The following is a 24,348-nucleotide window of genomic DNA, read 5'->3' as shown; positions in this document are numbered from 1 at the left end:
CTGAAAGGAGTGAATTGCATGTTGAAGCTCAACGGACAAGAATTGACGTTCCACACGTTTCCCAACGGGGAGACACTGGTGGATGGCGAGCAAATACTCGCAGCGGCGGGGGAGAAGCAGGTTGTCGAGTTCAAGTATGCTACCGACGGAGATTTGATCCAGCTGATGTTCCTGAAGCGGTACCTGGATGAGCGCCGCCTTGCGGCAACGCTGATTATCTACTATATGCCCTACAGTCGGATGGACCGGGTGGAAGGCGCCTCTGCATTCACGCTTAAGTATACGACGGAATTCATTAACGCCTTGGGATTTGAGAGGGTGCAGGTGATAGAGCCGCATTCCGATGTAACTACGGCCTTGCTGGACCGCGCTGAGGCAAGCTACCCGAGTCTGGAGCTGCTAGAGGATGTGATTGCCCGAACCGGGTTTGACCGGGAGCATGATGTGCTGTTCTTTCCGGACGCCGGGGCTCAGAAGCGATATAGCCGACTGCACGGATACCGCGAACTGGTCGGATTCAAGGTAAGGGATTTTCAGACCGGCACGATTCAGCGGCTGGATGTGATCGGCGAGGCACCGGAGACGGGCTTCAAAGCCATCATCGTCGACGATCTCTGCTCCTATGGCGGCACGTTTCTGCTAAGCGCCGAGAAGCTCAAGGAGCTGGGCGCGGCGGAGATCTACTTGCTGGTCGCGCATTGCGAGACCTCGATTCACAAGGGCAAGCTGCTGGATAGCGGCCTGATTGACAAAGTGTTCACGACGAATACCATCCTGGATGAGCCAGGGCATGATCTGATTCACATCTACCCCATTCGTTAAAAATAGGAGGAATGCAAAATGAGTCAACGTTATGTGTATCCTGCCACACTGTTGTGCGATTTCTACAAAGTCAGCCACAAAAATCAATACCCGCAAGGGACCGAGCTGGTCTATTCGACCTGGACGGCACGCACGAGCAGACTGGAGGGTGTGGATGAAGTCGTGGCCTTCGGCTTCCAAGCCTTCGTGAAGGAGTACCTGATCGATTACTTCAACCAGCATTTCTTCGCCCGGAGCCGCGAGGAAGTGGTAGCGGAATATACCCGTGTGCTGAAGCATGCGCTTGGTATTGCCAATCCGGACGCTTCGCATATTGAGGCTTTGCATGATTTGGGGTATCTGCCGGTTAAGGTCAAAGCCGTGAAGGAAGGTACCCAGGTGCCAGTAAAAGTACCCATGCTATCGATGGAGAATACGGTTCCTGAATTCTTCTGGGTAACCAACTACTTGGAGACGCTGATGTCGTGCCAGCTGTGGATGCCCGCGACTAGTGCGACAATTGCCTTCGAATACCGCAAAATCCTGCAGGAGTACGCACTCCGCACCACCGGCGATGCGGGTGCGGTACCGTTCCAGGGCCATGACTTCTCGATGCGGGGGATGGCTTCGCTCGACGCCTCGAAAAGCTCGGGCGCAGGCCATCTGATCTCGTTCACTGGCACGGATTCGATTCCTTCGATTCTGTTCGTCGAAGAGTTCTACAACGGCAACATGGAGCAAGAGCTGATCGGCAGCTCGATCCCGGCTACGGAGCATAGCGTCATGTGTGCGCACGGCACGGATGAGATGGCTTCGTACCGCTATCTCATCAATGAAGTGTACCCGAGTGGCTTCGTTTCGATCGTCTCGGACACTTGGGATCTATGGAAGGTACTCGACGAAGTAGTGCGTGGTCTCAAGGACGATATTATGGCGCGCGACGGCCGAGTTGTTATTCGTCCGGACAGTGGGGACCCGGTAAAAATTATTTGCGGCGATCCGGATGCAACCGATGAGCGGGTCCGCAAAGGTGTTATCGAATTGCTGTGGGATATCTTCGGCGGCACCGTGAGCGAACAGGGCTACAAGCAGCTGGACAGCCACATCGGCGCCATTTACGGGGAAGCGATCACGCTGCAGCGTTGCCGGGAGATCTGCGAGCGCCTGGAGGCTAAGGGCTTCGCTTCGACCAATATGGTGTACGGGATCGGTTCGTTCACGTACCAGTACAATACCCGGGATACCTTCGGCTTTGCATTGAAATCGACCTTCACGATTATCGGTGGCGAGGAGCGTAAAATCTACAAGGATCCCAAGACAGACAGCAACAACTTCAAGAAGTCGCAAACGGGTCTGGTTCATGTCTATGAAGACGAGAACGGTCTGCAAGCTGAGGATAATCTGGGCGTGGCGGAATATGAAGCCCGTGCCGACAAGGATTTGTTGGAGGTCATCTTCGAGGACGGCAAGCTGGTGCGCGATGAGCGCTTCGAAGATATCCGTGCTCGTCTGCTGGCTGGATTGAAAGCTTAAGGGAGGCGACGAGCATGGGAATCCAGGAGGCCATACGCGGCGGACTGTTGGGATTGGCGGTCGGTGATGCGCTAGGCGTACCCGTGGAGTTCCTCTCCCGATCGCAGGTGCAGACCCGGCGAGTTGAAGAGATGCTAGGCTATGGCACGCATCATCAGCCGCGGGGCACCTGGTCCGACGATGCAGCGCTGACATTCTGCCTGGCCGATAGCCTGTGCGGCGGGTTCAACGTCGAGCGAATCGCCGCTGCTTCGCTTCGGTGGTATGAGGAGGGCTGGTGGTCTCCGCATGGCGAAGTGTTCGATATTCGCATTGCCACTCGTAAAGCGCTGGAGCGGCTGAGGGATGAGAAGCTGTCAGCGGTGCAGGCTGGACTCGCTGATGAGTATAGCAATGGCAACGGTTCGCTCATGCGCATCCTGCCCCTGGCGTTTCTTCTGGGCGATAAGCCGCTGACGGAGAAGGTGCCAGTCATCGCGGCAGTCTCGTCCATTACCCACCGCCATCCCCGCTCGATCATCGCATGCGTCATCTATGTGGAGTTGGCTGGCCAGTTGCTGCAGGGACGAACACCGCAGGAAGGCTACAAGCAGGTGAAGAGGTTGGTGAAGGCACACTATGCTGGGGAGCCGGAGCTAGTCCATTACAGTCGGCTGCTGGAGGGGGATATCTCAACCTTGGACGAGGAGGAGATCGCGTCATCGGGCTATGTGGTGCACACGCTGGAAGCTGCGGTTTGGTGTCTTCTGACCAGTGGCAGCTACGAGGACGCAGTGCTCAAGGCGGTCCGCCTCGGTGAGGATACCGACACGACTGGAGCGGTAACCGGCGGTCTGGCCGGACTGTGGTACGGAACAGATGTGATTCCGGAGCCTTGGTTGTCACCACTTGCTCGGCGAGATGATATCGAGGCGCTGGCGGCAAGATTGGCTGCTGCTCTGTAAGGTGCACAAGTACGTATGGATCTGAACGAGGCTCATTTGAAGCGAGGCTATCTGTCTTAAACGAGGCCACCCGTCCATCGGGTGGTCTATATTTTGGAGCAGGCAGGTCCCACTCTGGTGACACCACGCTGAACATAAACACGAAAAATCGAGCTTATTTGGGCCTGAAGTCTTGAAATGATGCCCATAAATATGAAAAACCGAATACATTCGGAAGAAATAGCTAATTGCGCCGAAATATATTCGAAAAATCGAGTTTATTGTTGTCCGAATAGAGCTACCGAGGCAACGAATATGAAAATTCGAATCGGATAGGCCACAAGGGCCCAATGCGCTGAATCGAACACGAAAAATCGAGCTTATTCATGACACCTGCGGAAAAAAGTCATTACATGTGATTCAAGGAGCGAGCGGTGTTACATGTCCTGTAGCGTTATTTTGTCGGAATGGGGGTAATTGGTAGAGGAGAAAAAGCTAATGGTGAAAGGGGAAGGTTTGAGTTAATGAATGAACATGTCACAAATGCTGTCCATGTCGAGTATCCGAGTAGGAAACGAGCGTTATTACTTATATTGGGGTCGCTTCTTTTTGTCGTTGCGGGAATATGGATGATTCAGTCCTACCTGTCGGGCGATGATACGATCGTTACCGCTCTGGTTGGCGTGGTGTGTGTTCTATTTTTTGGGATCGCGCTGCTCTTTTCCATAGCATTGCTGTTCAAACGCACGCCGACTCTACAGTTGGATGAAGAGGGAATTATTGATAACTCCAGTCTCATACCGGGCGGGCGGATTCGTTGGGAGGAGATTTCGGAGATTCAGCTCTATTCATTCAAAGGGCAGTCTTTCATTGGGATCAGTCTTCACAACCCTGAAGACTATCTGGCAGGACAAAGTGTAATGAATCAACAACTGATGCGCGTAAACAATAGACTGGTGCAGGTGCATGTGAATATCGGTCGGCCTGGGATTTCGTCGCCGCTCCCTAAATTGTACGAGGAGATGAAGCGGAGATGGATGACTGCCACCATGCAGGAGACAAGGCTCTAGTCCTTGTCTCGGCCGCGGTGCCAACGTATTTTTCTTCTACAGCCCGCCTACATAGCCAATCGTCTGCTTAACGCAACTTTTTTAGCTGCAGCGCCTATTGCACCACTGCCAGCCGCCTCCAAGTAAACTTTCTTTAACTGTAGCCCCGTTCGTACCACTGCCAACATCCTCGAAGTAAACTTTCTTTAACTACAGCGCCGTTTGCGCCCCGCCAGCCGTCTCCAAGTAAACTTTCTTTAACTACAGCGCGGTTTGCGCCAATGCCAGCCGTCTCCAAGTACACTTTCTTTAACTGCAGCGCCGTTTGCGCCAATGCCAGCCACCTCTAATGTAGCTTGCCCACACACTACTTGCTCCAACGCACCTTTCTTCCTCTGCAGACCGTCGACGAGCTTCCCACACAATCAAGATTAGAAGAAGGCCGCCGAGAGGTTCTCGACAGCCTGGTCTTCGTCAGAGTTTGCCTTGCAATGCGCTGCACTACCCCGCCTGGCGGCGTCTGGCGCGCAGCTGCTTCCATTGAAAATAGATGAAGCAGCCGACGCAGAAGCCGCTCAGGGCGAGGATGACGGCAGCCGACAACATGGCGACAAAGATATATCCTACGGTTGGTGCCTGCAGCAGGAATGCGGTCAGCGCTCCAATCAGAAACAAGATGGCCAGCAGGTTATTGAACCGGAGCAGCTCCCGGCTCTCGGTCTGCGCGCTCCGGGGCATCAGGCGGTGCAGCAGCCGTACAAATGGATTATAGCGGATACCGAACCACCGTGTGATCAGTTGCACAGCTAGCGGCACCAGCAGGATTAATGGTTCGCCTAGCACGATGGCAGCGATGACGCTAAGCAGAATCCCGGTTTGATTGGCGCGCACCCAGTGCATGGGTACTTCGACGGCACAGGAGAAACCAGCGAATGGAGAGGAGGCATGTTGCATCGCGCTCAGCCTCCTAGAATGCCCAGTTGCCTTGACGGAAGACAGGCTCACGGGTGCCGTCCGCCAGGATGCCGTCGATATCCATCTGGGCAGAGCCGATCATGAAGTCGACATGCGACAGGCTGTCGTTCAACCCCTGCTCTTCCAGCTCCTCCTTGCTCATCGTCTTGCCGCCCTCGAGACAGAAGGCATAGCCTTTGCCGATCGCCAGATGGTTGGAGGCATTTTCGTCAAACAGTGTGTTGAAAAAAATCAGCCCCGTTTCAGAAATCGGTGACGTGTGCGGGACGAGTGCGACTTCGCCCAGATACTGTGAACCCTCATCCGTCTCGATGAGGCCTTTGAGCGTATCGGCGCCGCGGTCAGCGTCGAACGCCACGATTTTGCCGTCCTTGAAGGTAATCCGGATGTTCTCAATTAAATTACCACCGTAGCTGAGTGGCTTGGTGCTGGTCACTGTCCCATTTACGCCGGTCTTCAGCGGAGCCGTAAATACCTCTTCTGTTGGCATATTGGCAATGAACAGGCTGCCCTGTGCATTGTGGCTGCCTGCGCTAACCCACAGGTGAGATGAAGCCAGCTCGATGGTCAGGTCAGTGCCCGGAGCGGTATAATGTAGGGCTTTGTATTTACGCTCGTTGAGACGGGCCGCCTTGCTGTCCAGCAGGTCGGTATGGTCGCGCCACGCCTGCACGGGATCATCCAGATCAATTCGGGTTGCCTGGAAGATGGCGTCCCATAGCAGGTCAACTCGCTCATTCTCAGCGGCGTCCGGGAATACTTTGTCTGCCCAGATCTGAGATGGCACAGCGACGATCGACCAGCTGACCTTGTCGGACATGGTATAGGTGCGGAAAGGCATCATCGCCTTCCCGGCTGCGATATTAGCCGTCTTGATCCGCTGCGGATCGATGCCCTGGAGCAGATCGGGATTGGCGGCAATGACCGACAGGAAGGCCGCATTGTCTGCCGCAAGCGCTTCCCAGCCGTCTGCCCGCCATTGCGGGAAGTAATCAAACGAATCGTCCGGCGCCAGTTCGTACCGGGTACGAGTCACTTCATCGTCATTCCATTCGACATGGACAAAGCTCGCTCCCGCTTCATACGCGCGTTTGACGACCAGTCGTACATAAGGAGCTGCGACAAGCGGAGCGCTAACCACGAGCTTTTGCCCTGGCTGCACATTAACGCCTACCTCGACGGCCAAGGCCGCATACTTCGCTAAGTTTTCCTGGAATCCCATCGTATCCCTCCATAATCGGCATTAAAGCCGTGAATTGTATGTAGCTTCGTGCTGCTACAGCTATTATAACGCAGTATCCCCACCGTAGCCAAAACGTGTTATAATCCGTTCATAGCGCAAGCATCAAAAAGGAGCAAGAATGAAGAAGCTAAAGAAATGCTACGTCGAAATTACGAGTGTCTGTAACCTCGCCTGTACGTTTTGTCCACCGACGGAGCGGCAGAAAACCTTCATCTCGGTGGAGGATTTCCGTCTGCGTCTGGAGCAGATACGAGGGTATGCCGATTCGATCTATTTGCATGTCAAAGGCGAGCCGCTGCTGCATCCCAAGCTGGATCAGCTGCTCGATATCAGCCACGAATACGGTATCAAGGTCAATATTACAACCAACGGTACCCTGATTGCCAAAAACCGCAACAAGCTACTGGGTAAGCCGGCGCTGCGACAGATGAACTTCTCGCTTCACAGCTTCGACGGTCACCCGGGCTCCAAGGATAAGGCGGGTTATCTGGCGGATATTTTGTCCTTCACGCGGGATGCCTTACGGGAGAGCAACCTGATTATTTCCTACCGGCTGTGGAACCTCACAACCGACAACCAGACGAATTTGGAGCGCAGTCGGAACCGTGAGCTGCTGGCCATGATCGAGGAGGCTTTTGCCTTGCCTTACCTCATCGAGGAGCGATTCGAGCGGGGCAAGGGGCTAAAGATCAGCGAGCGGCTCTATCTGAACCAGGATCACGAGTTTCAATGGCCATCGCTGGATGCGGAAGAGGACGAAGGCCGGGGGTTCTGCTACGGCTTGCGGACGCAAGCGGCCATCTTGGCTAACGGAACGGTGGTCCCTTGCTGTCTGGACGGAGAAGGCGTCATCAATCTGGGCAATGTCGGGCAGCAGGCGTTTGGCGAAATCCTCGCGGGCGAGCGGGCAACGGCCATCGTCGATGGTTTCTCCAGGCGTCAAGCGGTTGAGGAGTTATGCCGCAAATGCGGCTACCGCAAACGGTTTGGCATGGAAGAAGGAGAAGCGGCAGCCGCAGCTCTGTAGGCCAGCAGAGCATTTAAAACGAATGTAGAACAAATGAAAAACGCTGCAGCCCGGTGGTCCGGTACTGCAGCGTTTTCTTTACTATCAGCTTAATCTATATGAAGCCTGCCTATCCTGACGAAGGACTGTGGCTACAGTCGGGCCAGGACGAGTGTCCAGGCATGCTTGGGAAGCATTACCGACATGTGTGCATGCAGACTATCTTAATGTGTGTAATCCTTAAGGTGTTGTTGTTTCGCCTTCAGCTGGAGCATCAGGATCAACAACATCGCCGTCTGGCTCAATTACTGCATCATCATCTGCGTTATCTGCAGGATCTTCAGTGAGCGGATCGTTTGCTGGATCGTTTGTAGCTGGATCATTCGCCGGCGTTTCGATGTTTGTATCAGCTGGCGGCGTTGTGTTCGCAGGATCATTAGCATTGTTACCACAACCAGCACCTACCAGCATAACGGACAAAGCAAGAATAAAAAGACCAGTTTTTGTTTTAGACATGAGTAAAGACCTCCATTTTTGTTTGTTTGTTTTTTAAATCGTCCCACTTTTTTTATGTTGTTCTTAGGGTGTGTACAGTACGTATCGTTTCTCTGCCCTCCCTTCTCTTGCCATAAATTTACCTCCGTAATCTGAAAATAAACTTAAAACGAAATTAAAATACCATTAAATGAGAGCATTCTAAGATCGAATCGTTTTAAGCTGATTTTGATAAGAGCTTTCTAATCCTATTGGTTCAAGGACATGGTATAATTTAGGAGTAACCTGAATACAACCATATTTTGAGATTAGGAGGCTGAGAATCATGAAACGCACAAATCTGTTCATCAGCGAGCTTGAGACAAGGCAGTCCAATCGGGTATTGTTCAGTGAGGAAGAGAAGAAGGGTTTTCTGGACGTCACCACGTATGCGGTTGGCGAAGAGGGCGGAGATATCTATACGACCATGGCCGTTGGGGAAGAAGGCGGCTGTTAGATCCTCAGTAACCTGGTAACAACGAGCATTCCTCAGCAGTGATGTATACGCTTTATATTGGTATGTGCCCCGAGAACCGCAATGGTCATCGGGGCATTTTACGATAGAGGAGGGAATGGACGATGAACAGCAAGTTATCCATCGGTATAATTGGTGCAGAGCGAGAGCGGCACTGTCTTTATCTCGCGGAGGAAATCGAGCGACAGGGCGGACAGGCCATGATCCTGGACACCATCAACCAAGAGGCATTCCCATTATCCTTAAGCTCGGCTGGGCAACAGTACGGTTCTGGATACCGCGATCAGGAGCTGGAGGACACCCGCGTCTACTACCTGCGGGCGTTGTTCCTGCCGACACCAGCTTTTGATGCTACACCGATCGAGGAGCAAATCCAGGAAGAGGGGTACATTGCGTATGCTGCACAGCGAGAGCGATACGCCGCTTGGCTGTCTTTTCTCAAGTGCCTTCCCCTGCACGGCAAGCTGCTGGTCAATCCTGTGGACACGCTGTTGATCCATTTTGCCAAGCCGTATCAGATTGAAGCACTGCGTCAGGCAGGCATTCCTGTGCCGGAAACACTGGTAACCAGCAGCAGGGACAGGGTCCTTGCGTTTGCACAATCCCGTCAGGTCGTATACAAGCCCGTGGCAGGCGGCGCGCATTGCAGGCTGCTTGAGCCCGAGGATCTTGTCCCGGAACGGTTGGACACGCTGCGACATGCACCCGCAATCTTCCAGGAGTATATTCAGGGGCGTGACGTAAGGGTATTCGTCCTGGATGGCAAAGCCATCGCAGCCTTTGAACTGGAAAGCGATGAGGTCGATTATCGTCTGGGCGGGCAAGGCATCAGAGCGATATCCATCCCTGATGAAATCGCCAGCATGTGCGTGGCTGCCTGCAGCCGTCTGAATCTGCTGTTCAGCGGGGTCGATCTCAAACGCCGGCCAGATGGCTCCTACGTCCTGATCGAATGCAATCCGAGCCCGATGTTTGAAGGATTTGACCGCCATGCGGTCGAGCCGATCGTTACCACGTTAGCCCGCTACTTGTTGTCCGAAGCAAGAATCCGGGCGCAAATGATGGCTACGCAGCGATAAAGGGGTTAATTTCTGAGGCTGCTGCTATCTCTCCACAAGGGCAAATGCCGTGTAGTCGATCCTGAACCTGGATAACGCGAGCCCGTCACACAAGGTGTAAGTTTCACGGTGATCTTGCTTCACAGCTCTAAATTCCGTCCATATGCTGGCCCCTCCGGTGTTCGCGCGAGCGGTTGCAGGTTAGCTATAATAGTAAGCATATGGATACGTTCCAGGGAAGGATAGGTGTCGCCGGAATTGGAACAATGGAAACGTACGCTCTGGATTTTGTGGGGCGGGGTGCTGCTGTGCAGTGCCAGCTATACGATGGCTGTCCCTTTTCTTCCGCTCTTTCTGTTTGATCTGGGCGTAGAGGAGAGCGAAGTCAATTTGTGGGCAGGGGCGGTGCATTCCTCTGCCTTTCTGGTGGGCGCAGTGATGGCTCCGTTGTGGGGCTCGCTCGCCGACAAGTACGGCAAGCGCAAAATGGTCATTCGCGCCGGAATCTCGCTTGCCTTCATTTATGGCCTGATTGCATTTGTCCAGACCCCGTGGCAGCTCATCATCGTGCGGATGCTGCACGGGTTGGTTGGCGGCTTCGTGCCCGCCTCGATGGCGATTGTGGCTTCCTCAGCGCCTGGTGTGAAGCTGGGCTGGAGTCTGGGCATGATGCAGGCAGGGACGATGACAGGCGGAATTCTGGGGCCGTTAATGGGCGGCTTGCTGGCGGTTTGGTTCGGTCAGCGGGCGTCCTTCGTCGTGGCAGCGGTGCTCATCCTGCTGGCCACAATTGCGGTCATTATCTGGGTCAAAGAAGGCGCGGCCCCGTCGGCTCCTAAAGAAAGCAAGTTTTGGCGTGATCTGAAGGAGGCGCTGCAGGACGGGGCATTAACCCGGATGTTGATCCTGCTGCTGGTTTTTCAGCTGTCACTCAACATGATTCAGCCACTGCTGACGCTGCATATCGCTAATCTGCAAGGGGACTTGAGCGGGGCGGTCTTAACGTCCGGTTTTGTTTTTGCATTGATCGGTATTGCCGGCATCATCGCTTCCCCGTTCTGGGGAAGAGTAGGCGAGCAACGAGGATTCGCGTTGGTGCTGACCTTCTGTTTTATCGTTTCAGGAGGGGTTGTGGCAACGCAGTATTTTGTCCAGGATCTGTGGTTGTTCACGTTAGTGCAGTTTGTCTTCGGTCTGTTCATGGCCGGCATCGTACCCAACATCAACACGCTGGTAGTCCAGCATACCAGTGAGTCGTTCCGTGGGCGTTCCTTTGGTTTGACGACCAGCGCCAACCAAATGGGGGCGATGATTGGTCCGCTGATTGGCGGTGGATTGGGCTTCTTCCTGGATATTCACTGGATATTTGTGACGACAGGTTTAATTATGGTAGTTGCCGGGTTGTCGATGTTTTTGCAGCGCAAGTCCAGCTGGCAGGAGGTATCGCAGCCGCTTCAGCAAAAAGAGAATTAACGGAAGCAACAAGCCAAAAAGCGTTGATCCCTTGTGTGTAAGCACAGGATCAACGCTTTTTGACATGCTATCCCTCCAGAACATTAGTTCAACCGGACGGGTAGCGTGAGGGTGAAGGTCGAGCCTTCATGCTCTATACTTTCGACGCTAATCATGCCGCCCATCAGCTCAACAATTTTTTTGCAGATTGCCAGACCGAGCCCTGTCCCGCCATACAATCGATTAATTGCCGGATGAAGCTGGGAAAACGAGATGAATAATTGGTCCAGCTTCTCGGCTGGAATCCCAATCCCGGAATCTTGAATCGTTAACGTCAAAGCGGCATGCTCTTCATCAGCGAAAGGCTCAATGTCAGCAAATACCGATATTGTACCTTGATCTGTAAATTTGACGGCATTGCCAATCAAATTGATTAGCAACTGGCGCAATCGGGCACTGTCACTCATGATCACGCTTGGAATGGTCGAAGGAATGGAGATGGTCAAAGTCAGTCCTTTTTCCCTTGCCTTGGCTTCAAATAACTGCATAGAGCTGCGAATCACATCCCGAATGCTGACGGGCTCCATCTCCAGTTTCATCTTGCCAGCTTCCATTTTGCTGAAATCGAGAATCTCGTTCAAGATCCGCAGCAGCGCTTCGCTGCCTTCCTGAATGACCCTCGTATAGTGTGCCTGTTCCTCATCGAGAGACGTCTCACCGAGCAAGCCGGCCATCCCTACAATGCCATTCATCGGCGTACGAAGCTCATGACTGATAATGGCGAGAAATTCCGACTTCGCCTGGTCAGCCCGTTCTGCCGATTCCTTGGCACGGATGATCTCATGCTCGCCGGTCTTGTCACGGAACACCACGACCGCACCTTTGCGTTCGCCTTTATCGTAGATGGGTGTAATCTGGTATTCTACCAGCAGACTCGTGCCGTCCGCCCGCCAGAATACGCCTTCCGCACGACCTCTGCTGCGACCATGAAGCAACGTCTCTTGGATCGGTGACTGATCAGCCGGCCGTTCCTGGCCGTCGATGGTTTGAAACAACTGTTCAAAGCGAGGGTTGCTCAGCCACTGGCGGGAGGTATAGCCCAGCATGGCAGCGCCAGCCGGATTGATAAACATCGGCTGTCCCTCGGCATCGACACCGAAGATTCCTTCGGAAACGGAATTTAGAATGAGTGTGTGTTCATAGCTCAGTTTCTCAATCTGCTCCACATACCGTTTCCGTTGCGTGATGTCACTTGAAATACCGAACACTCCAACGATTCGGTCATTCACGATTATTGGAATGTTGGCCACGCTAATATCGACCAGATGACCCTCTTTATGAATAATTGAGATCTCATAATTCTGTGGATAGCCTTCCCGGGCGAGATTGAAGTGATACAGCGTCTTGGCAATATCCTGTTCGGGTACGATCGGACCAAAATACATGCCTGTGAGCTCTTCAATGGTATAGCCCGTCAAAGACTCCATGCTGGCGTTGGCCGTCAAATAATTGCCTTCCATATCCATGGAGTAGACACTGGCGGGGTTATACTCAAATAAAGATTTATAGCGCTGCTCGCTTTCCTTGAGCTTAATGTCCATCAGGCGCTGTTGGGTAATATCCTGCACCACACCAATTATCTGCATGGGTTGCCCCTGATCGTTATGGAATATTTCCCAACGGGAGTGGATATGAGCAATAGACTGATCCTCATGGATGATCCGAAACGTCATCGAATGGCTGTTGCCGGACTGAATGGATGAACAGAGCGCGCTAGTGATACGGTCCGCATCTTCAGGATGGAGGCAATCCTTCAGATATTGAATATCTTCCTTGCTGCCTCCGATTCGGCCGCCAAAGATATGACGCGTTTCCTCGGAGATCGTTAGTTTCTTGTTCGCCAGATCATAGTCCCATGCACCTATTCGGGCAATCCGCTGCGCTTCGGCCATCGTAAGGTCATTTTTTTTAAGTTCGGTGACGTTTCGGCCAATGGATATCACTTTTTCAATCTGTCCATTATCGTCTCTCAAGATTTGGAAGGAAGTCTCGAACCATAGATAGTACCCATCCTTATGGCGAATCCGTCGGGTAAACGTATCCGTCTCAGAAAAAAGCTTGGTCGGCTCCCGCATCTCGCGAGCATCATCGGGATGGTAGAAGGACGTACGATTATTGCTAAGCATCTCCTCCTCGGTATAACCCAGCAAGGTCGTGACCGATGGCGAGATGAACTCCAGCGTACCATCGGGACGACTAATCGAGAGCAAATCGTTCGTATGGCGAGTGATCAGCTTGTACAGATTCTGATTCTCCAGAAGCTTCTTCTCATTCGCTTTCTGCTGGGTCACATTGACATACTGGACCATGAGACAATCCTTGAACTCCTCATCCGGACAACGGATTAGAGAGACGTGCAGGGAGGTCCAGACCATATGGCCCTTCTTGTGCCGGAGGCGGAGCTCCAGTTCATAGACAGGCATGGGGTCGGAGGAGTGCAGCAAATATTGATAGATCTCAGGACAGTCCAGTTTACCGACATCATCGGGATGAGTAATCTCCTCGCAAGTAAGGCGAATTAACTCCTGCTCCTCGTAGCCGAGCATATCACAAAGATAACGGTTAGCGCTTTGCCAACAGCCATCTTCAATAGTAACGAGTGAAATGCCAATCGGGGCATAATTGTACATCTGTTCGTAGATCGACGCTTGTCGAGGCAGATTAATCATCAACTGCGCCTCCTTAGGTGAATATCAAATGTAAAGAGCCGCACTGAAGATAGGCGGATACCTGTCATTAACCATTTTACACAGGATGTAAAAGGCTTTCCAGAGAAAAGTGTACACGATAAAAAACCGTATCCTCCAGGCCGAGCCAGAGAGGATACGGATTTATGTGAAACTAAGGACTTAGTGTCTTATTAGTGAGCTTCCATAACGGAGACGAATTTGATACAGACAGGCTTGGACACTGATAGCTCAAGACCAGCGGGCGTCAACTTGCCGGATTCCTCATCGCGATGGAAGGTCACGATATGGTTGCCGTCCCGGTTCGCCACCAGTATAAATCGGCCGTCGGGTGAGATCGCGAAGTTACGCGGATGCCCGCCCAGCGTAGATGTAATTTCGACTAGTGTCAGCTTGCCGCTCTCCTCATCGATGGCAAACACGGCCAAGCTGTCGTGTCCGCGATTAGAGCCGTACAAGAACCGGCCATCCGGAGAAATATGAATGTCGGCGCAGCCGTTTTCCCCTTCGAAATCTTCGGGGAGGGTCGATAGGGTCTGAACTTCCTCCAGTTTACCCTGATCCTCATCAAAGGAGAAGGCAGAAATGGTACCATTCAATTCGTGAATGACATAGCCATAGGGCAGCGACGGGTGGAAGACAAAATGCCGCGGACCCGAGCCCGGGGTAACGGATACCTCTTGATGAGGAATCACGCGGTAATTCTCCAGGTCGAGCTGATAGACAAACACTTTATCCAGTCCCAGATCAGAAGCAATCGCCCACCGGTTGGAACGGTCAACGAAAACCGAGTGTACCCGGGCTTGGCTCTGCGCTGGCCGAATGCTTGACCCTTCATGCTGGTGAAGATCGGCGTTCAGTCCCAGAGCGCCATCCTCCAATACAGGCGAGAGCCCCAGCAGCCCGCCGTGATAGCTCGAAACGAGCACACTGCTGCCCGAATGATCCAGCTCGATGTGGCAGGTGGGGGCAGGCACGGTCTCTTCTTTGTTGATTAATGTCAATTGCAAGGCGACGGGGTCCAGCTTGAAAGCCGAGGCATAGCCCTTTCGTTGGCCAGCCTCATCGGTCTCCTCGGAGATGGCATAGACCGTAAGCTTGTCGCCATCGATTGTTGCGAAGGTCGGATTTTGAAGTCCGCTCACTTCCTGTACAATCTTCAGACTGCCCTTGTCCGAATCATATTCGCACAAGTACAAGCCGGGGTCAGCGGCATCGGCATAGGAACCGACAACCGCCAGTGTTTTGGTTTCCGGGATCATTGTCATGTGATCGATCAGCTCCTTGTTAAGGTTCCATTATACAGTATGGGTCGGAGAGGACTGCAGCAGCAATTGTTTCTTCTTCTCCACCAGCATGGCATGCAGCTGTTCCGTTGCGAGTCCGTGCAGCACAAGCCGATAGCCGGCTTGCAGCGTAATGAGCGGCACCATGGGGTGCTTGTTGTTAACCAGAGCCAGGCGTTGCGGTTCGTTAACAATTGTGGCCGCATAGATGCCGATAATTTCATCGAGCTGCAGCGAATTCGAGGCCCGCCAGAAATCATTGTCGCTAAGAAACAGCTGATAGATCGGCGTGAAGAACTCAATGGCGGTCACCAAATCGATGAAGTTCGTCCAGCGCCGGGGCAGCGGCTCAATTGGATAGGGCTCCAAAGCGATAGCATCCATGTTCAGGTTACTCTGATGGGTGATCTCCAGATTTTTGGTCTTGAGCTCTTTGTTGAGATTGATAATGAAGTTGTAAATGTTGAGGTCATGCGTGAGAAACAGATCATCCTTGACGTCCTCCAGCTTATAAGGCTTGAGTGGATTGAGCTTGACATCTGCGCCAGGCACATTGTCGCGGATAAACTGTAATATTTCACTACCCAGAATGAAGTGCCTTAGAATCATCGTGTTGGCTTCCGGCGTCACGAACGTCTTCAGTCCCCAGTGCAGGATGCGGTGAAGAACCTTGGAAGACGTGAAGGAGTTCGGGAGCACCGTCCGGAACAATTTGATGAAAATAATAGATAGCCTGGCGAACGGGCGCAGCAGAGGCAGCAAAAACTGCCTCGATTTGCGCGAAGAATCCTTCAGAAAGGCGGCCTTGGCTTCTTCATTAAACGGAATACTGCGGTCCAGAAAGACGGCCAAAAACGGATTGGGGTCTTTCGGATTATGCTCCATGTCATAAAAGTAGTCTGGTGTAGGCATAAGGTTTCCCTCCCATCATACTAATCGTTGTCCAGTTCTTCAAGCTGCAGCACGTAGAGCCTCGCGGTCACTTTGGCCGTTTTGACAATGCGCCGTGCGATTTCTTCGGTAAGCATGTCAGACTGGATCCCTTTCTCGAGTCGTTCAAAATGATTCACGTCGCTCTCGCTGTGATAGAGCAGGAACGACACATGCTCGTCTGGCAGTTGCAGCTGCTCCTGAATCTGCTCGCCCCAGTACCGCGCCATCCGGCAACCGAGTCCTTCGATAATCCACATCGCTCCAAGCAGATCGAATGGATTCTCGCGACTGGCCCGATGGAACATATAAGCGGAGAGCGCTTCGCTGCCAATGTTCTTCTCGCCCGAATTGATCTGCTCCGCTGATCCGCCCACCGCCAGGTAATTCCGCTCCAGAATCTGATAATCCTTGTGCTCGTCGCTGGCATGGGAGATGAAGGCGGATCGCAGGTCGATCCGGTCAATGGAGATGTTGGAGGCTGCCCGGGCAATCCACTGCGAGCCGTCGATAACCTGCTGACGGATATTATAGAGAAGCCGTAGATAATCCTCCATCGTAAAGCGGCCCCGGTTCAGCTTGTCGATAATCGGTACTTGATTGATCGACTTCTCAAAATCGATCCATACCTGCACCAGTTGTCGTACCAGCCAATGCTGCAGCTGATTGCTCTCGTCGTAACTAAGATCCGGTGCTGCCGGCTCGCGGATAAGCGGCGTTTCGTAGGTGTCGTGAATCCGCGACCCGCTTATAGATTCCGCAGCGGCTGCAGCTGGCGAGCTGGAGGAGGTAGGCGTCGATTCACGGGTCTGCGTTTCTTCCTCATCCTCCAGCTCTGTATGATCATTGGCATCCACAACCGTCAGATACATGAAGGTCGTCAGGAAGCGACCGCTCTCTGGCACCATACAGAGAATACGCTCACCCTTGGAGAGCTTGCCGCTATTGAGCATTTCTTCAAGCATGATGAAGATTGATGCGGAGCCGGTGTTGCCTTTGGTATACAGATTGGTGAACCATTTCTCCTCCGGAATGGGAGCTCCACCAAGCTCCAGCAGGCGAAATACTTCGCTGCGGAAGAAGTGGGAGGAATAGTGGCAGGCCATCCAGCTGATATCGGATGGATCGAGCTTGCCCTCATCAATGAGCGAAAAGAAATCACGGACGCCCAGCTTCGGCATTTCGTTCACCAGCCGGATGTCTTGCTTCATATTAATAGCACCGGCGTCAGCCGCTTCCCGGTAAGTGGGGTAGTCGAGCCAGCTCTTGTCCAGATGCCCATCGTGGGTTTTGTTGGCTCCAGCGTACATACACGTATCATAATCGCTGGCATACGAGCGAATGTCAACCCATTCTACGCGCAGGGACAGACCTCGTCTTGCCGGCTTGCGCTGCATGAGCATGGCACCGGCGCCGTCGGAGAGCATAAAACGCAGGAAATCGGTATCGAACGGAATCTTGCCGGTATCCTTCCAGATCTGCTGATCCTCATAGCGGCTGCTCTTGAAGATGCGGCTGGGGAATTCGCTCGCACATGCCAGTGCATGGTGCTTGCCGCCCGCCTTCACCTGCAGATAGGCCGAGCGAATGGCAGCCACCCCGCTGCCGCACACCCCATGCAGATTCGCGATCTCCATCACTGGCAGTCTGGCACTGGCCTGCACCATGCTGGCAAACCCCGGAATAATCAGCTCACTGTGAGTTGTGGCAGTCGCGAGATAGTCAATATCGGCATGTTGAACGGATGAACGGTCGATCGTATCTGCAATGGCGCGGGCCGCCATGTCTGTATTACTGTACACTGTGTTTTGCTCTTTATCTATTGCATAATAGCGGGTCCGAATGCCATTTTCCTTCAGAATTCTAGCCTTGGTCCGCGAAGGTTTGCCACCGATGCGACCGAGGTAGTCCTCCATCTCTTCGTTGCCGACGGGTTCGCCGGGCAGAAAAGAACCAATTGCTGTAATATAAACCGGACGTTCTTGGTTTTTGTTCCGTGTAGCCATGGCTATCACATCCTCTGGTAGATTTTACATTGCTATGGTAATCATCATACCTTGTCGAGAGAATGTGCAACAGACCTAAGTTTTTCTGGTACCCCGCTGCTCCTGATCCGGTCGACAGGCATTCTGACAATATGATACATTTGGGTGAAAGGAGATGAATAGAGATGGAACTGATGGAAGCCATTCGTGAGCGGCGCAGCATGGGGCGTGTGAAGCAGGATCCGGTGGAACGAGAGACGATTCTGGAGCTATTGGAGGCAGCGAATTGGGCACCCAGTCATCATGCGACGGAGCCTTGGTCCTTTATTGTTATGACTGGCGAGGGACGCGGGAAGCTGGGGGAGGGTTATGCGGCGATCGTTCGTGCGGAGAGCGAGCTGTCGGACACGGACACGGACCAGCTTGAGGCGAAGGCAGCCACAGCACACGCCAAGGCCTTCCGGGCGCCGGTCGTCATTGCCCTGGTCTGCAAGCCTTCGAAACTGGACAAGGTTATCCGGATCGAGGAGCTGGCTGCGGCCCATGCGGCAACGCAAAACCTGCTGCTGGCTGCACATGCTAAGGGTCTGGCCGCGATCTGGCGCTCAGGTGAACCGATGTATCATCCTATAATGAAAGAGAAATTTCAACTGGAGCTGGATGACGAGATCGTTGCGCTGATCTACCTGGGCTATCCGGACATTGAGCCGCCAGCGGGCCGCCGTGGGCCTGTAGAGGAGAAGATTGTCTGGGTGGAGGGATTGTAGTTAGTTGTATGTTTCTATGTGACGTAAGCATATAATACGTGTTATAATCGGGGTAACAAAACCTCATTGCGAAGAGAGCCGTGTGGGGCACGGCTCTCGGGCAATAGCCGCTTTTAAGGGCGGTAGGCTTCATAGGGATATACAAATAAGACCGCATACCTTTCCTACAGGGCGGTCTATTTGTGTTTAGACATATAATAAGCAACCCAAAAGTTAGCATAATCATGAGAGCTTCGAACACTGTCATAGGGCATCCCTCCCTTCTAATAGAATAATCTCTCCCCCGCCAAAAAGTGATTTTGTCCCCTCTCGCAAGTCGGTTTCCCTATCCTGCACCCCCGTACGATTCCCTTATAATGAGGGCACAAGTTAGAAACAGACGGGGGAGAGATTCCGATGCGCAAAAAAATCCACGCCTACATTTTTACATTTCCAAGCATCTTCTTGACACTGACGCTCGGTGTATATCCAATCTTCTGGGCGCTGCGTTATATGTTCTTTGATTATCAAGGCTTTGGTGAGCCGCGTTTCATCGGACTGGAGAACTTCGCACGGGTCGGTCGAGACACGCAGTTCTGGCAATCCGTATGGAACACGTTTATCTATACTGGCGGCAAGTTGATCCTGACCTTGCCCATGTCGCTCATTCTGGCGGTTATTCTGAACCGGGCGATCCGGGGACGCCAGCTGCTGCGTTCGGTCTATTTCCTGCCGACGATCTTCAGTGCCTCGGTTATGTCGATTGTATTCTATATCATTTTCAATTCCTATAACGGTGTTGTGAATCAGTTCCTGATCAAAATGGGCTTCGGCTCGCTGGACTGGCTGGGTGCCAAGTACGCCATGCTGACGGTTATTCTGATTGCCGTATGGGGCGCGGTAGGTAACTATATGCTGCTGTTCCTGGCTGGCTTGCAGAACATTCCGGATGATGTCTATGAAGCGGCTTCGCTTGACGGTGTCAATCCCGCTCAGCGGCTGTGGTACATTACCATGCCAATGCTGGGACCGGTTATGCAGATGATTATCATGCTGGCAATTACCACCTCGCTCAAAGGCTACGAGAGTATCATGGTCTTGACGGAAGGCGGACCGTTCGGCAAGACGGAAGTTATGTTCCTCTACCTGTACAAGCTGTTCTTCCCGCTCGTATCTGACAGCGGCAGCGTGCAGAATATCGGTTACGGTAGTGCGGTAGGCTTTACATCGGCCGTTATCGTAGGTGTAATTACGTTGATTTACTTCAAAATCTCCAAAAAACTGAGTAATACTTACTAAGGAGGCTGTGTCCATGAATGTTTCCCGTTTGATCTCACGTACGGTGCTGTGGGCATTTCTGCTCCTCACGGCCGCTCTCATGCTGTTCCCGATCATTATTGCAGTGTTTGGTTCATTCAAGACCAATCTGGAGGTCACCACAGGCGCGACGCTGCTGCCCTCCAGCTGGCAGTTCCAGAACTACGCCCACGCCTGGACGCAAGCGAACTTTGCCCAGTTTACCTGGAACAGTGTATTTACAAGTGTCTTCGTCACGATTGGTACGCTGTTGATTACGGCGATGGCTGCATATGCAGTCGATCGGGTAGACTTTAGAGGGAAGCGGTTCTACATTGTCCTTCAATCCATGACTCTCTTCATCTCTATTGGGGCGGTTGTCCTGAAGCCGCAATTCGACCTGATGGTTGCCTTGGGCTTGCAAACCTCGCTGTGGGGTGTCATTATTATTCTGATCAGTGCGCATGCAACGGCATTCTTCATGATGATCGGCTTCTTCAAAGGGATCCCTCGTGATCTCGATGAAGCGGCGCTTATTGACGGCTGCAACTTCTATTCGATCTTCTGGCGAATCATTCTGCCGCTCTTGAAGCCAGCACTTGGCGTTACTGCGCTCTTCACCTTCCGCGGCGCTTGGAATGAGTATATCTTGCCGCTGGTCTTCTCGATGTCGCGTCCGGATCTGCAGACCCTGCCGGTCGGTCTGGCGAATCTCCGTTACGGCTTCGGCGCTGCTTCGGAGAATCAGTACCTGCTTGCTGGGGCCTGTATTTCGATCCTGCCGATGCTCATTGTCTACATCTTAGCTAACCGTTCCTTTATGCAGGTAAATGTGGGTGCGGTAAAAGGCTAGCTATTCCGGCTGGAGGAACCGCCAATGAAATCGTTCTTTATGCGTCTTTCCCTCAAACGAAGGACCTGGATGGCCTTCGTCATGTTAACTATAATCTGTATCACGGTCACTGGCCTGTTCGCCTATTATTTTGCGGCGCGGGTCATGGAGCGCAACTCGCTTCAAATGAGCCAGGATACCCTTAACAAAACCGCTCAGGTACTTGATGAGCGGTTAAGGAACGTTATTGTGGCTACATCCACCTTCATGATGGGCGATGCGTTCCAGCGCGCCATGATTGATGTGCTGGCGGGACACGGTGGCAGTTATTTCAACCACTTGTCTGCGCTCCAGACGCCATTTTCCCAGATGAAGCTGAATGAACTCTCTATTGATTCCATGCTGATCCATACGCCGATCGGCGATTTCTATCCGACGGACCGGGCGCGCCGTCCGGTATCTGTGGCGGAGAGCAGGGTGCTTCAGGAGGCGATGGCTGCTGAGGAGCCATGGAATACGTTGTGGATTGCCGGACATCAGGAAGAGCTCTTCAGCCGCAGCCATCCCGTGATTACGCTCGTCATGAAGCCGTTATTCGATGTCATGCTGCCTGATGTCTACATTGTTGTTAACATCCGGGAGGATGCGATCCGTGGGCTGCTGACGGACAATCTGGACAACCAACAGATCGAACAAGTGCTGATGACAGGTAGCGGGGAGCCTGTTCTCCTCGGTCAGGAGGCCTCGGTCTACCGCCTGGGTGAGAAAGACTTGCAGGAGCTAAGCGTCAAGGACCGCGGCAACTTTGAATATACCGACTCGTCAGGTCACGCCATACTTTCTAACTATGCGACCTTGTCCATGCACCCCGTCTGGAAGCTCGTCAGTTTCCAGGACAAGGCGGAATTGCTGGCTCCGATGAAAAATATCCTCTGGTTCATTCTAATGATCATGGGCGGCTGTATCGTGCTTGCGTTTGTGTTCTCCAATCTGCTCTCCGGCTTGCTGCTGCAGCCGCTCTACAAGCTCCGAAGCCTGATGCTGAGAGTTGAGCAAAATAACTTGGATGTTCGCTTTGAAAGCAACTATGACGATGAAGTAACCCAGGTCGGTTACAAGTTCAATCGGATGCTCGAGCAGATTGGCACGCTGATTGATGAGGTAAAGCTCTCGGAGACGGAGAAGCGCAAATCCGAGATCAAGGCCCTGCAGGCTCAGATCGATCCGCATTTTCTATACAACACGCTGAATACGATTTTCTGGAAAAGTGAAATGGGCGAGCATGAAACGGTCAAGGAGATGATCGTTTCCCTCTCCATGCTGTTCCGTCTGGGCTTGAACAATGGCAATGAAATTACGACGATTGGCCAGGAGCTGGAGCATGTAGAGCAGTACATGAATCTGCAGCAGAAAAGCTATCAGGGCTTATTCGTCTACGACATTCAACTGGCAGACGAAGGACTGCGTCAGCTGCCTATCCTTAAGATTATTCTGCAGCCGCTCGTCGAGAATGCAATCAATCACGGCTTTCAGGAGATGAGCGGGCGCGGGCTGATCGTCATTCGTATGGAGGCCACAGAAGAGCTGCTGATCATCCGTGTCACCGACAATGGTACCGGAATGGATGTGGAGGATGTGCGCCGCCGGATGGCCATGACGGGCCGGGCCAAGGATAGCTATGCGCTCTCTAATGTGGAGAGCCGGCTGGCGTTATACTATGGCGATCAGGCCTCCATGGAGCTGGAGAGCGAGCCGAATATGGCTACTACCGTCACGCTTCGCATTCCATTGGACGCAGGATACTAGGCAGCATAAGAGATTTATCGTAATGGAACGGGGGTTGCATCAATGAACGTCAAACCGGTTACCTTATGTATCATCGATGATGTCCAGACCGTGGTGGAAGGCATTAAGACCAAGATTGACTGGGCCAAGCATCAGATCGAAATTGTCTTTACTGCGGCTAACGGGGAAGAGGGGCTGCGCCTCATCCGTGAACACAAGCCCCAGATTATTCTCACGGATATTCGCATGCCCAAGCAAAGCGGCCTGGAGATGATCCGAGAAGCAGGGGCGGAGCATGCCAAAGTCATCTTTCTGAGCGGCTACTCGGACTTCGAATATGCGCAGGAGTCTATCCGGCTCGGAGCCTTCGATTATGTGCTGAAGCCATTCACGCCCAAGCAGATAGCCGATGTGGTGCTGCGGGCCAAGCGGGAGCTGGAATCCGAGCAGTTGGAGATTAACAATCTGATGGAGCTGCAGCAAAAGGTCAGACAGAGCATGCCCTACCTGCGAGAAGAGTATTTCCGGCTGCTGCTGCAGTGTGTAGGCAACCCGGAGACGATGCGCAAGAAGGGCGAGTTTCTGCAGATTGATATGAACGATACGGGCTTTCTCGTCTTTATTGTGCAGATTGACGATCTGGAGCAAGATATCCAGCGTTCGCCTGCAGGAGAGGTGGAGCTGATTCGGTTTGCCGTGCACAATATTCTCGAAGAAACCATCCATAAGCACACGAAGGGGATTGTCGTTCGGGAAAATCTGCACCGGCTCGTAGCCATTGTGAACATTCCTGACCATATCGATATGCGTCAGGTAGCGGAGTCGTGCCGCCAGCATGTGGAGCAGTATACGAAAAAAACAGTGACGATCGGTCTGGGTACGGGTGTGAAACGGATGGAGGAAATCCATCTATCCTACGAGCAGGCCAAGACGGCCATGAGCTATCAGTTCTATTCCGGCGGCAACAGTGTGCTTCATTTTCGGGACATGGAACCGCAGGGAACCAGGCGTCCGCGCTATGCAGCCGAGAAAGAGGTTGAGCTGATCTATTGTCTGCGCTCCGGCAATACGGAGGGTGTGCTAGGACAGCTGGACGAAATCTTCGGGGAGCTGTCGCGTTATCCCGTCCCGCCCAATCCCGATTTAATTATTCACCTGCTATATGGACTGGGCTTTGCGATCTTCCGGGTGGTAGCAGAGAAGGTGGAGGGGGACAAGCTCTCTGTTCTGGAAGGCAAGCTGGCGGCAATGAAGAACGGCAAGACGGCATCCTTGACTGAACTGCGTGAAGCACTCCGCGAAATCTGCCAGCTGAGCTGTGAGTGGATGCAGCAGCAGCAGCGCAGTGACAGCAAGCAGTTGATTCATCTGGCCATCGATCATATCAAGGCCAATCTGGGCACAGAGCTCAGCATCCACGAATGCGCAAGCATTGTCCATTTGAGTCCAAGTTATTTTTCGAACTTGTTCAAGAAAGAAACCGGCATGACCTTCATGCCTTACGTGACGGCAGCCCGTATGGAGCGCGCCAAAGCGATGCTGCTGGAGGGTGTGCAGGTTCAGGAGATTACGTATGCGCTAGGCTACAAAGACCGGCCCTATTTCAGCGAGCTGTTCAAAAAGCATACAGGCATGACGCCCACGGAATTTAGACAGAAGTACGAAGAAACGGGGGAAAGCGGAACATAGTTA

At 52.8% G+C, this 24,348-nt stretch carries 20 protein-coding genes and 1 pseudogene; 13 read left to right on the top strand and 8 right to left on the bottom strand.

Going from position 1 to position 24,348, the window contains the following annotated elements:
- Positions 1 to 18 precede the first annotated feature (18 nt).
- The 4 genes from F556_RS0127875 (at position 19) to F556_RS35450 (ending at position 4,327) form a co-directional block, all read left to right on the top strand.
- Positions 19 to 822: a ribose-phosphate diphosphokinase gene (locus tag F556_RS0127875; RefSeq protein WP_020620301.1), complete on the top strand. Its 804-nt coding sequence runs from the start codon at positions 19 to 21 to the stop codon at positions 820 to 822.
- 18 nt (positions 823 to 840) lie between these two features.
- Positions 841 to 2,334: a nicotinate phosphoribosyltransferase gene (locus tag F556_RS0127870; protein ID WP_020620300.1), complete on the top strand. Its 1,494-nt coding sequence runs from the start codon at positions 841 to 843 to the stop codon at positions 2,332 to 2,334.
- A 14-nt stretch (positions 2,335 to 2,348) separates the two neighbouring features.
- On the top strand, positions 2,349 to 3,278 hold the full coding sequence (locus tag F556_RS0127865; protein ID WP_020620299.1) for an ADP-ribosylglycohydrolase family protein: 930 nt from the start codon (positions 2,349 to 2,351) through the stop codon (positions 3,276 to 3,278).
- Between the two features lie 503 nt (positions 3,279 to 3,781).
- Positions 3,782 to 4,327 (top strand): STM3941 family protein, encoded by a 546-nt coding sequence (locus F556_RS35450; RefSeq protein WP_020620298.1) that lies wholly within the window; start codon positions 3,782 to 3,784, stop codon positions 4,325 to 4,327.
- A gap of 480 nt (positions 4,328 to 4,807) precedes the next feature.
- Here F556_RS35450 and F556_RS0127855 read toward each other — a convergent pair whose 3' ends face one another.
- Together F556_RS0127855 and F556_RS0127850 are read right to left on the bottom strand one after the other, a co-directional pair.
- On the bottom strand, positions 4,808 to 5,260 hold the full coding sequence (locus F556_RS0127855) for a DUF4395 domain-containing protein (RefSeq protein WP_020620297.1): 453 nt from the start codon (positions 5,258 to 5,260) through the stop codon (positions 4,808 to 4,810).
- Between the two features lie 13 nt (positions 5,261 to 5,273).
- The gene (locus F556_RS0127850; RefSeq protein WP_020620296.1) at positions 5,274 to 6,503 is read right to left on the bottom strand and encodes an aminopeptidase; all 1,230 of its coding nucleotides are present in this window, start codon (positions 6,501 to 6,503) and stop codon (positions 5,274 to 5,276) included.
- A gap of 139 nt (positions 6,504 to 6,642) precedes the next feature.
- On the opposite strand from F556_RS0127850, the gene F556_RS0127845 reads away from it, so the two are divergent.
- Entirely contained in the window at positions 6,643 to 7,551 is a 909-nt protein-coding gene (locus tag F556_RS0127845; protein ID WP_020620295.1) for a radical SAM/SPASM domain-containing protein, read from the top strand.
- 219 nt (positions 7,552 to 7,770) lie between these two features.
- Here F556_RS0127845 and F556_RS0127840 read toward each other — a convergent pair whose 3' ends face one another.
- On the bottom strand, positions 7,771 to 8,046 hold the full coding sequence (locus F556_RS0127840; protein ID WP_020620294.1) for a hypothetical protein: 276 nt from the start codon (positions 8,044 to 8,046) through the stop codon (positions 7,771 to 7,773).
- Between the two features lie 304 nt (positions 8,047 to 8,350).
- On the opposite strand from F556_RS0127840, the gene F556_RS38140 reads away from it, so the two are divergent.
- From F556_RS38140 to F556_RS0127825, 3 genes are all read left to right on the top strand, one after another.
- Positions 8,351 to 8,521, top strand: a complete 171-nt coding sequence (locus F556_RS38140; protein ID WP_020620293.1) for a hypothetical protein — start codon at positions 8,351 to 8,353, stop codon at positions 8,519 to 8,521.
- A 122-nt stretch (positions 8,522 to 8,643) separates the two neighbouring features.
- Positions 8,644 to 9,618 carry an ATP-grasp domain-containing protein gene (locus tag F556_RS0127830; RefSeq protein WP_020620292.1) on the top strand — a complete coding sequence of 325 codons (975 nt, stop codon included), beginning with the start codon at positions 8,644 to 8,646 and terminating at the stop codon, positions 9,616 to 9,618.
- 237 nt (positions 9,619 to 9,855) lie between these two features.
- Entirely contained in the window at positions 9,856 to 11,070 is a 1,215-nt protein-coding gene (locus F556_RS0127825; protein WP_026297537.1) for an MFS transporter, read from the top strand.
- Between the two features lie 83 nt (positions 11,071 to 11,153).
- On the opposite strand, the gene F556_RS35445 is transcribed toward F556_RS0127825, so the two are convergent.
- The 4 genes from F556_RS35445 to F556_RS0127805 all read right to left on the bottom strand — a co-directional run bounded on the left by F556_RS35445 (position 11,154) and on the right by F556_RS0127805 (position 18,018).
- A complete protein-coding gene (locus F556_RS35445) occupies positions 11,154 to 13,778 on the bottom strand; it encodes a PAS domain S-box protein (RefSeq protein ID WP_020620290.1) in 2,625 nt (874 codons plus the stop codon).
- A 191-nt stretch (positions 13,779 to 13,969) separates the two neighbouring features.
- Complete coding sequence (locus tag F556_RS0127815; RefSeq protein ID WP_020620289.1) at positions 13,970 to 15,064, bottom strand: lactonase family protein; 1,095 nt, start codon at positions 15,062 to 15,064, stop codon at positions 13,970 to 13,972.
- Positions 15,065 to 15,094: 30 nt separating this feature from the next.
- The gene (locus F556_RS35440) at positions 15,095 to 15,994 is read right to left on the bottom strand and encodes a DUF6999 family protein (RefSeq protein WP_020620288.1); all 900 of its coding nucleotides are present in this window, start codon (positions 15,992 to 15,994) and stop codon (positions 15,095 to 15,097) included.
- A 20-nt stretch (positions 15,995 to 16,014) separates the two neighbouring features.
- Positions 16,015 to 18,018 (bottom strand): StlD/DarB family beta-ketosynthase, encoded by a 2,004-nt coding sequence (locus F556_RS0127805; protein ID WP_020620287.1) that lies wholly within the window; start codon positions 18,016 to 18,018, stop codon positions 16,015 to 16,017.
- Positions 18,019 to 18,182: 164 nt separating this feature from the next.
- Here F556_RS0127805 and F556_RS0127800 point away from each other — a divergent pair, with 164 nt between their 5' ends.
- Entirely contained in the window at positions 18,183 to 18,764 is a 582-nt protein-coding gene (locus tag F556_RS0127800) for a nitroreductase family protein (protein ID WP_020620286.1), read from the top strand.
- A 187-nt stretch (positions 18,765 to 18,951) separates the two neighbouring features.
- Here F556_RS0127800 and F556_RS39300 read toward each other — a convergent pair.
- A pseudogene (locus F556_RS39300) lies at positions 18,952 to 19,011 on the bottom strand (putative holin-like toxin); the annotation flags it as partial.
- A 149-nt stretch (positions 19,012 to 19,160) separates the two neighbouring features.
- On the opposite strand from F556_RS39300, the gene F556_RS0127795 reads away from it, so the two are divergent.
- The 4 genes from F556_RS0127795 (at position 19,161) to F556_RS0127780 (ending at position 24,345) form a co-directional block, all read left to right on the top strand.
- The gene (locus tag F556_RS0127795; RefSeq protein ID WP_020620285.1) at positions 19,161 to 20,042 is read left to right on the top strand and encodes a carbohydrate ABC transporter permease; all 882 of its coding nucleotides are present in this window, start codon (positions 19,161 to 19,163) and stop codon (positions 20,040 to 20,042) included.
- A 13-nt stretch (positions 20,043 to 20,055) separates the two neighbouring features.
- The gene (locus tag F556_RS0127790; RefSeq protein WP_020620284.1) at positions 20,056 to 20,892 is read left to right on the top strand and encodes a carbohydrate ABC transporter permease; all 837 of its coding nucleotides are present in this window, start codon (positions 20,056 to 20,058) and stop codon (positions 20,890 to 20,892) included.
- 81 nt (positions 20,893 to 20,973) lie between these two features.
- Positions 20,974 to 22,677: a sensor histidine kinase gene (locus tag F556_RS0127785; RefSeq protein ID WP_245583148.1), complete on the top strand. Its 1,704-nt coding sequence runs from the start codon at positions 20,974 to 20,976 to the stop codon at positions 22,675 to 22,677.
- 42 nt (positions 22,678 to 22,719) lie between these two features.
- Complete coding sequence (locus tag F556_RS0127780) at positions 22,720 to 24,345, top strand: helix-turn-helix domain-containing protein (RefSeq protein ID WP_020620282.1); 1,626 nt, start codon at positions 22,720 to 22,722, stop codon at positions 24,343 to 24,345.
- Positions 24,346 to 24,348 lie beyond the last annotated feature (3 nt).

It is taken from the genome of Paenibacillus daejeonensis DSM 15491 (assembly GCF_000378385.1).
GTDB classification, from domain to species: domain Bacteria; phylum Bacillota; class Bacilli; order Paenibacillales; family Paenibacillaceae; genus Paenibacillus_D; species Paenibacillus_D daejeonensis.
This window is presented reverse-complemented; position numbering and strand designations above follow the sequence as displayed.

Coding starts and splice junctions, on each gene's coding strand:
- F556_RS0127875 (WP_020620301.1), top strand. CDS start 19: ATGTTGAAGCTCAACGGACAAGAATTGACGTTCCACACGTTTCCCAAC.
- F556_RS0127870 (WP_020620300.1), top strand. CDS start 841: ATGAGTCAACGTTATGTGTATCCTGCCACACTGTTGTGCGATTTCTAC.
- F556_RS0127865 (WP_020620299.1), top strand. CDS start 2,349: ATGGGAATCCAGGAGGCCATACGCGGCGGACTGTTGGGATTGGCGGTC.
- F556_RS35450 (WP_020620298.1), top strand. CDS start 3,782: ATGAATGAACATGTCACAAATGCTGTCCATGTCGAGTATCCGAGTAGG.
- F556_RS0127855 (WP_020620297.1), bottom strand. CDS start 5,260: ATGCAACATGCCTCCTCTCCATTCGCTGGTTTCTCCTGTGCCGTCGAA.
- F556_RS0127850 (WP_020620296.1), bottom strand. CDS start 6,503: ATGGGATTCCAGGAAAACTTAGCGAAGTATGCGGCCTTGGCCGTCGAG.
- F556_RS0127845 (WP_020620295.1), top strand. CDS start 6,643: ATGAAGAAGCTAAAGAAATGCTACGTCGAAATTACGAGTGTCTGTAAC.
- F556_RS0127840 (WP_020620294.1), bottom strand. CDS start 8,046: ATGTCTAAAACAAAAACTGGTCTTTTTATTCTTGCTTTGTCCGTTATG.
- F556_RS38140 (WP_020620293.1), top strand. CDS start 8,351: ATGAAACGCACAAATCTGTTCATCAGCGAGCTTGAGACAAGGCAGTCC.
- F556_RS0127830 (WP_020620292.1), top strand. CDS start 8,644: ATGAACAGCAAGTTATCCATCGGTATAATTGGTGCAGAGCGAGAGCGG.
- F556_RS35445 (WP_020620290.1), bottom strand. CDS start 13,778: ATGATTAATCTGCCTCGACAAGCGTCGATCTACGAACAGATGTACAAT.
- F556_RS0127815 (WP_020620289.1), bottom strand. CDS start 15,064: ATGACAATGATCCCGGAAACCAAAACACTGGCGGTTGTCGGTTCCTAT.
- F556_RS35440 (WP_020620288.1), bottom strand. CDS start 15,994: ATGCCTACACCAGACTACTTTTATGACATGGAGCATAATCCGAAAGAC.
- F556_RS0127805 (WP_020620287.1), bottom strand. CDS start 18,018: ATGGCTACACGGAACAAAAACCAAGAACGTCCGGTTTATATTACAGCA.
- F556_RS0127800 (WP_020620286.1), top strand. CDS start 18,183: ATGGAACTGATGGAAGCCATTCGTGAGCGGCGCAGCATGGGGCGTGTG.
- F556_RS0127795 (WP_020620285.1), top strand. CDS start 19,161: ATGCGCAAAAAAATCCACGCCTACATTTTTACATTTCCAAGCATCTTC.
- F556_RS0127790 (WP_020620284.1), top strand. CDS start 20,056: ATGAATGTTTCCCGTTTGATCTCACGTACGGTGCTGTGGGCATTTCTG.
- F556_RS0127785 (WP_245583148.1), top strand. CDS start 20,974: ATGTTAACTATAATCTGTATCACGGTCACTGGCCTGTTCGCCTATTAT.
- F556_RS0127780 (WP_020620282.1), top strand. CDS start 22,720: ATGAACGTCAAACCGGTTACCTTATGTATCATCGATGATGTCCAGACC.